At 69.7% G+C, this 7,262-nt stretch carries 8 protein-coding genes; 6 read left to right on the top strand and 2 right to left on the bottom strand.

The features are described 5' to 3' along the window. The first annotated feature begins 88 nt into the window (after positions 1-88). Complete coding sequence (locus Q8Q85_13585; protein MDP3775289.1) at positions 89-1,861, top strand: sodium:solute symporter family protein; 1,773 nt, start codon at positions 89-91, stop codon at positions 1,859-1,861. Next, positions 1,858-3,345: a DUF2779 domain-containing protein gene (locus Q8Q85_13590; GenBank protein ID MDP3775290.1), complete on the top strand. Its 1,488-nt coding sequence runs from the start codon at positions 1,858-1,860 to the stop codon at positions 3,343-3,345. The genes Q8Q85_13585 and Q8Q85_13590 overlap by 4 nt, the downstream gene beginning before the upstream one ends. Here Q8Q85_13590 and Q8Q85_13595 read toward each other — a convergent pair. Together Q8Q85_13595 and Q8Q85_13600 are read right to left on the bottom strand one after the other, a co-directional pair. Beyond that, complete coding sequence (locus Q8Q85_13595) at positions 3,337-3,801, bottom strand: PIN domain-containing protein (GenBank protein ID MDP3775291.1); 465 nt, start codon at positions 3,799-3,801, stop codon at positions 3,337-3,339. The two genes, Q8Q85_13590 and Q8Q85_13595, sit on opposite strands and share 9 nt — an antisense overlap. Beyond that, a complete protein-coding gene (locus Q8Q85_13600) occupies positions 3,798-4,004 on the bottom strand; it encodes a hypothetical protein (protein ID MDP3775292.1) in 207 nt (68 codons plus the stop codon). The genes Q8Q85_13595 and Q8Q85_13600 overlap by 4 nt, the downstream gene beginning before the upstream one ends. Before the next feature lie 142 nt (positions 4,005-4,146). Between Q8Q85_13600 and Q8Q85_13605 the strand changes: the two genes are divergently transcribed. The 4 genes from Q8Q85_13605 to Q8Q85_13620 all read left to right on the top strand — a co-directional run. Then, positions 4,147-4,938, top strand: coding sequence for a sugar phosphate nucleotidyltransferase (locus Q8Q85_13605; protein MDP3775293.1), 792 nt, complete (start codon positions 4,147-4,149; stop codon positions 4,936-4,938). Positions 4,939-5,045: 107 nt separating this feature from the next. Beyond that, complete coding sequence (locus Q8Q85_13610; protein MDP3775294.1) at positions 5,046-6,032, top strand: hypothetical protein; 987 nt, start codon at positions 5,046-5,048, stop codon at positions 6,030-6,032. Between the two features lie 106 nt (positions 6,033-6,138). Beyond that, a complete protein-coding gene (locus Q8Q85_13615) occupies positions 6,139-6,717 on the top strand; it encodes a gluconate 2-dehydrogenase subunit 3 family protein (GenBank protein ID MDP3775295.1) in 579 nt (192 codons plus the stop codon). Between the two features lies 1 nt (position 6,718). Next, a partial coding sequence (locus Q8Q85_13620) for an FAD-binding protein (protein MDP3775296.1) occupies positions 6,719-7,262 on the top strand: 544 nt, incomplete at its 3' end.

The raw sequence follows: 7,262 nt of genomic DNA on the forward strand, positions 1-7,262 counted from the left end.
GGGCTGCCGCGCCACCTCGTCGTCTCCCTGGAGATCGGCCGCCGGTGACCTAGGCGTCGGCTGCTTCCGCTGGTATCTTGGCGCGACCATGCGCCTCACCTCCCTCGATTGGCTCGTCGTCTTCGTCTCCATCGTCGTCTCGTTCATCCCCGCCATCGTCCTCGCGAAGCGGGCGGGTACGAGTACCGCCGAGTTCTTCACCTCGGGCCGGTCGGCGCCGTGGTGGCTGGTGGGCGTTTCGATGGTGGCCACCACCTTCAGCACCGACACGCCCAACCTCGTGACCAACCTCGTCCGCGAAAAGGGCGTTGCGAACAACTGGCTGTGGTGGTCGTTCCTGCTCACCGGCATGGCCACGGTGTTCTACTACGCCCGCATGTGGCGCCGCTCCGGCGTTCTCACCGACCTCGAGTTCTACGAGATCCGCTACTCCGGCAGGGCGGCCACCTTCGTCCGTGGTTTCCGCTCGGTCTATCTAGGCCTCCTCTTCAACTGCGTCATCATGGCGTCGGTGAACCTCGCGGCCGTGAAGATCGCCAACGTGATGCTCGGCTGGCCGATGGGGAAGACGCTGGTGATCTGCGCGGTCCTCAACATCGCGTTCGCAGCCACCAGCGGGTTGTGGGGCGTGCTGGTCACCGACTTCATCCAGTTCGGGATCGCGATGACCGGCTCCTTCGCGGCGGCCTGGTTCGCGCTCAAACAGCCCGAGGTGGGCGGGCTCTCGGGCCTCTTCAGCCGGATCGACCCCCAGTCGCTGAACCTGCTCCCCGACTTCGGGGACTGGAGCATGACGCTCTCGGTGCTCATCATCCCGATCACCGTCCAGTGGTGGTCGGTGTGGTATCCCGGCGCGGAACCCGGCGGGGGCAGCTACATCGCGCAGCGCATGCTGGCCTCGAAGAGCGAGAAGGACGCGCTCGCCGGCACGCTCTTCTTCAACGCGGCGCACTACGCGCTCCGGCCGTGGCCGTGGATCGTCGTCGCGCTCGCGTCCCTGCTCGTCTACCCCGAACTGTCGGACATCGCGCGCACCTTCCCGTACGTTGACCCCGCGCTCATCGGGCACGACATGGCGTACCCCGCCATGCTCCGGTTCCTGCCGGCCGGGTTCATGGGGCTGATGGTGGCGGGTCTCCTGGCGGCGTACGTGTCGACCCTCTCGACCCACCTCAACTGGGGCACCTCGTACCTGGTGCACGACTTCTACCGGCGATTCCTGAAGCGCGGCGAGGACGAGCGGCACTACGTGCTGGCCGGGCGAATCGTGACGGCGCTCCTCATGGGGTGCGCGGCGCTGCTCACCTTCGTCCTGGACTCGGCGCGCGAGAGCTTCGACTTGATGCTGTCGGTGGGCGCGGGAACGGGGCTCATCTACCTGCTGCGGTGGTTCTGGTGGCGGGTGAACGCGTGGAGCGAGATCGCCGCGATGACCAGCTCGTTCGCCGTCGCGGTCGCGTTCTTCGTCGCCGGGAAGGCGGGGCATCCGGTCGCGAGTCACCTCGCGCTGGTGAGCACCGTCGGGGCGACCACGCTCGTTTGGATCATCGTCACCTTCCTGACGCGACCCACCGACCGCCAGACCCTGCTCGCGTTCTACCGCCTGGTGCGGCCCGCGGGACCGGGGTGGCGCAGCGTCCGCGAGGAAGCAGGCGTGGAGGCTGCGCCGGACAGCCTTCCGCAGGCGCTGCTGGGCTGGGTGCTTGGCTGCTGCTTCGTGTACGCGGCGCTGTTCGGGGCGGGGAGCTTCATCTACGGGAGAATGGCCCAGGGGACGGTGTGGCTCGCTCTATTCGCGGTGAGCGGGGTCGGCCTGATGAGGCTGCTGCCGAGGCTGTGGGCCGGCGCGGACGCGTCGTGACAGCAGCGCGGTTCACGGCCCGCCTCTCCAAGTCCAGGTTCGTCGCCGGCTGGCAGTGTCACAGGCTGCTGTGGTGGAAGGTCCACGAGCCGGGCGCCCCGGAGCTGGAGATCGACGCCGGCCTGCAAGACCTCTTCGATCAGGGCCGGCAGGTGGCGGAGGAAGCGCGCAAGCTCTTTCCCGGCGGCGTCCTGATCGACCCGCCACCCGACGCGTACGGCGCGAGGATCGAGGCCACCCGCACGGCGCTCGACTTCGGCGCCGTGGCGGTCTACGAGGCCTCGTTCGAGGCGGACGCCGTTTTCGTCGCGGTGGACGTGCTGCTTAGGGAAGGCGGGGGCTTCACCCTCATCGAGATCAAGTCGTCCACGGGGCTAAAGGAAGAGCACATCCCCGACGCCGCGGTCCAGACCCACGTTCTGCGCCGGTGTGGCGTGGACGTGCGGCGCATCGAGATCATGCACCTCAACCAGGAATTCCGGCACCCGGACGCTGGAGAGCGGTTCGTTCGCGAGGACGTCACGAGGCAGGTCGAGGCGCTGATGCCGGAGGTGCCGCGGCTGGTGGCCGAGCAGCTGGCGGCGCTCCGCGGGCCGCTGCCCGAGGTGGCGATCGGCGGCCACTGCTCCCAACCGCGCAAGTGCCCGTTCTGGGACCGCTGCTGGCCGGCCGAGCGGTTCAGCGTCACCAAGCTGTACCGGGGCCGGGCGAAAGGGCTGGAGCTGCTGGAGCGCGGCGTGAAGACGATGGATGCGATCCCGCCGGCGCAGAAGCTCACCGACATTCAGCGGCGCCAGAAGCGGTCGGCGGAGCGCGACGCGCTCGTCGTGGAGCCCCGACTCGGCGCCGCACTGGAGCCGTTCTCCGGCCGGCTCGGCTTCCTCGACTTCGAAACGATCAGCCGCGCCATCCCGGTCTGGCCAGGGCTCGGCCCGTGGCGTCCGACCACCGTGCAGTTCAGCTATCACGAAGCCCGGCCGGGGGGTGGATACTCGCACGTCGGTTGGCTGGCCGAGGGCCCCGAGGACCCGCGCGACGAGTTGGCGCGGGTGATGCTGGAGACGACGCAGCACGCCGAACGGATCGTCATGTACAGCGCGTACGAGCGGACGCAGATCAAGGCGCTTGCCGAGGCGCTTCCACGGTGGCGGTCGGACCTGCTGGCACTGGAAGGCAAGCTGATCGATCTGCTGCCGGTCATGCAGAACAACCTCTATCACCCGGACTTCCACGGCAGCTTCTCGCTCAAGTACGCGCTGACGCCGATGGTGCCATCGCTGACTTACCGCGACCTGTTGATCCAGGAGGGGATGACGGCGAGCGTGGAGATCTGGCGCCTGCTCTTCGTGGCGCACCTCATCCCGCCGGCCGCGCGGGACCAGCTCCGCGCCGACCTGCTGGCGTACTGCGAGCGGGACACGTTGGCCATGGTGAAGCTTCTGGAGCGGCTCCGCCACCTGGCCGGAAGCGGGGCCTTAGGATGAAGGTGTCGGCCAGGGCGCCTCGAACCGGAAGGGCGCGAGCTTCGCGATGCGGGCGAAGTCCTTTCGGTTCCTGGTGACCAGGGTGAGGCCGGCCTCGCGGCAGGAGAGCGCCAGCAACACGTCGTGGCCGAATGCCCGCGAGACCGTATGGAGCGCGAGGCCATCCTCCCGCGCCAGGCGGGCCAGCACCTGCCCTGCGCGGACCCAGGCGTCGTAGGAAGGCGTGACCAGTCTGCCGCGGTCGGCAAAGGGCGTGAGCACGCTTCGTTCCAGCAGGCGAAGGTCTGCCTTCGACCGGGTGCCGGCGCAGAGCTCGTGCACCACGACGGCGCTTAGGAACTCGAACGGCGCGAACAACCGGTGGAAGAACAGTAGCTCGTCGCCCGCGGCGCGGTCGCGGAAGCCGTCAATGAACAGGTTGGTGTCCAGGACGAACTTCCGCTCCGCGCGGATCACGACGCATCGCCGTCGGGCGGTGTGATGACCACGCCGCGCATGGCCTCCACGCCGTCCATGAGCTCCTGGCGGAAGACCACCAGGTCGAGCGCGGTCTCGATGGCCTCGGTAGCCGTTGCCGCGCCGAGGATGGCCTTTGCCGCGGCGATCTTCGCCGGCGTCAGGCGATAGGTCTTGGGTGTCTTGCGCACGCGAGCGGCCACGGTGGGCTCCAAGGTGTATTGCCGTTTTACAGAATCGTACATATGGCCCCCCGTTTGCGCAAGTGGTGGCCCGAACGGTAATGCATCCGCGGGTGGGCATGGTGGCTGGACTGATGCACTGCGGCGCATTTTCTTGCGGACCATGCCGGTCACCAAAGCTGTCATCCTCGCCCGCGGCCTGGGCACGCGCATGCGCCGGGCCGATCCCGCGGCGACCCTGGACCAGGAACAGCGGTCGGCCGCGGATGCCGGGATGAAGGGGATGATCCCGATCGGCCGTCCGTTCCTCGACTACTTGCTCTCCGCCCTCGCGGACGCCGGCATCCGCGACGTGTGCTTGGTCGTCGGGCCGGAGCACGACGCCGTTCGCGGCCGGTACACTCGTGAGGTCGTGCCGCGGCGAGTGCGGGTGCACTTCGCGGTGCAGGAAGAACCGCGCGGCACCGCCGACGCGGTGCTTGCCGCCGAGTCCTTCGACGCGGGCGACGGATTCCTGGTCATGAACTGCGACAACTACTACCCGGTCGAGGCGCTGCGCGCGCTGGGCGAGCTGGCGGGGTCGGGCATGGCGGGCTTCGAGCGCGCCAGCCTGATGCGCGAGGGCAATCTCGGCGCCGAGCGGCTCGCGACCTTCCCGGTAGCGCGCAGCGATGCGGACGGGTCGCTGCGAGAGTTGGTTGATGGCGCGCGCGCGGACGAAGATCTGGTCAGCATGAATCTCTGGAGGTTCACTCCGGCGATCTTCGACGCCTGCCGGGCCGGCACCCCGTCGCCGAACGGCGAGCTGGAGCTTCAGAACGCGGTGCGCTGGGCGCTCGCGCGCGGCGAGCGTTTCCGGGTCATCCCGTTCCGGGCCGCCGTGCTCGACCTGACGAGCCGCGCCGACGTCGCGTTCGTGGCCGCGAGGCTGGAAGGCGTGGGGGTCGCGCTCTGAGCGAGCGGGCGTGGTTCGTCCCCGGGCGCATTGAGATCCTCGGCAAGCACACCGACTACGCCGGCGGCCGCAGCCTGGTATGCGCCGTTGAGCGGGGGATCGTGGTCATGGCGCAGCCGAGGGACGACGCGCGGGTGCGGGTAGTGGACGCAGCGGGCGGTGAGGTGAGCTTCGAGATCGGGCCGAACCTCGTGCCCCCTGCCGGCCACTGGTCCAACTACCCGATGACGGTTGCGCGCCGCCTGGCGCGGAACTTCGCCGGCCGGATGCGTGGCGTTGACCTCGCGTTCGCGAGCGACCTTCCGCAGGCGGCAGGGCTCGGCAGCTCGAGCGCGCTGGTCATCGCGACGTACCTCGCGCTCGCGGACGCCAACGAATTGGAGAGGCGGCCCGAGTATGGCCCCCACATCGGGACCCTCGACGACCTTGCGACCTACCTGAGCTGTATCGAGATGGGCGGGAGCTTCGGCACTCTCGCCGGCGATGCGGGCGTGGGCACGCGGGGAGGCGCCCAGGACCAGACTGCGATCCTCTGCTGCCGGCGCGGCGCGGTCAGCCAGTACGGATGGCGCCCGGTGCGGCACGAGCGCACGATCGCGATGCCGCCGGGTCATCGGTTCATCGTAGGGGTGAGCGGCGTGGTGGCGGACAAGACGGGCGCAGCGCTCGAGGCGTACAATCGTCTGGCGCGCGAGACCGAGGGCCTTCCGGAGCGGTGGCCACCGGCGCGCCTGGAACAGTTCCAAGCCGAGTGCGAGGAGATCATTCCCGCCGTGGGCGATGCGCTCGAGCGTGGCGCCGTAAATGCGATCGGTCCGCTGGTGGACCGCTCGCAGGCGCTGGCCGAGCGATGTCTTCGCAACCAGGTGCCGGAGACGGTCGCGCTCCAGCGTTCGGCGCGCGAGCTGGGCGCGGTCGCGGCATCGGCGTTCGGGGCGGGGTTCGGCGGGAGCGTGTGGGCTCTGGTTCGCGAGGACTACGCGGAGGGCTTTCGCGAGCAGTGGGCTTCGCGCTACCGGGGGGAGTTTCCCGAGGCGGGGGCGAAGTCGGAGTTCTTCGTCACGGGCGCCGGCCCGGGGGTGACGCGGCTCTAGAGCGGCCGGTAGTTCACGTCGAGGATGCTCAACCGCCTGAGGTGTATCGTCCAATCTGGCGCCGGGCATCGGGGTGAGGCAAGTTCCTCGCGGAGGGAGACAACCCATGGACCGACGTGACGTGCTTCGCCTGCTGGGCGGCGCGTTCGGCGCTTCCGCGCTGGATGCGCTGGCCCCGGACCGCCTCGCCGCCCTGGGCCGGGAGGCGCACGCGTGGGCCGCGGCCCGGGCCACCGGCGCTCTGGACCCGCACCAGCGCGAGACGGTGGCCGCGATCGCCGAGCTGATCATGCCGGCCACGGATACGCCGGGCGCGCGCGCCGCGGGCGTGCCGGAGTTCATCGAGGTCATCGTGGGCGATTGGTACCACGACGACGAGCGCGCGGCGTTCATGCGCGGGCTGGCGGACGTGGATTCGCGCAGCGAGGCCGCCTTCGGCCGTACCTTCGTCGCGCTGGTCGAAGCGGAGCAGGCGGCGATCCTCACCGGCATGGACGCCGAAGCCCGGGCGATGCCGCGTGGCGCCCCGCAGCACTTCTTCGCCCGGATCAAGGGCCTGACCCTCTACGGATACTACACCAGCGAGATCGGCGTCACCCAGGAGCTGGGCGAGGTGTTCATGCCGGGCCGTTACGACGGCGCCGCGCCGGTGCGCGCCGCGGCCCCGCCGCCGGCAGGGCGCTGAGATGCCGCCCGTCTACGACGCCATCGTCGTCGGCTCCGGGATCAGCGGCGGGTGGGCCGCGAAGGAGTTGACCGAGCGCGGTCTTCGGACCCTGGTCCTGGAAGCGGGCCGGCCGATCGATCCCGCCACCGACTACACCATGCATGTCCAGCCGTGGCAGCTGCCCTATCACGGCCGGCGCGACCGCGACAAGCAGGACCGCGAGCGACCGGTGCAGAAGAAGTGCTATGCCTGCGACGCCTGGAGCGAGCAGTTCTTCGTCAACGACGTCGAGAACCCGTACACCACGCCCGACGGCCAGCCGTTCGACTGGATCCGCGGCCGGCAGGTGGGCGGGCGCTCCATCATGTGGGGGCGGCAGGTCTACCGGTGGAGCGATCTGGACTTCGAGGCCAACGCGAGGGACGGCTTCGGCGCCGACTGGCCCATCCGCTACGCCGACATCGCTCCCTGGTACGACTTCGTGGAGCGGTACATCGGCATCAGCGGCGACCCGGAGGGCCTGCCGCTGCTGCCGGACGGCCAGTTCCTGCCCGGCATGCCGC

The sequence above is a fragment of the Gemmatimonadales bacterium genome (assembly GCA_030697825.1).
GTDB lineage: Bacteria > Gemmatimonadota > Gemmatimonadetes > Gemmatimonadales > JACORV01 > JACORV01.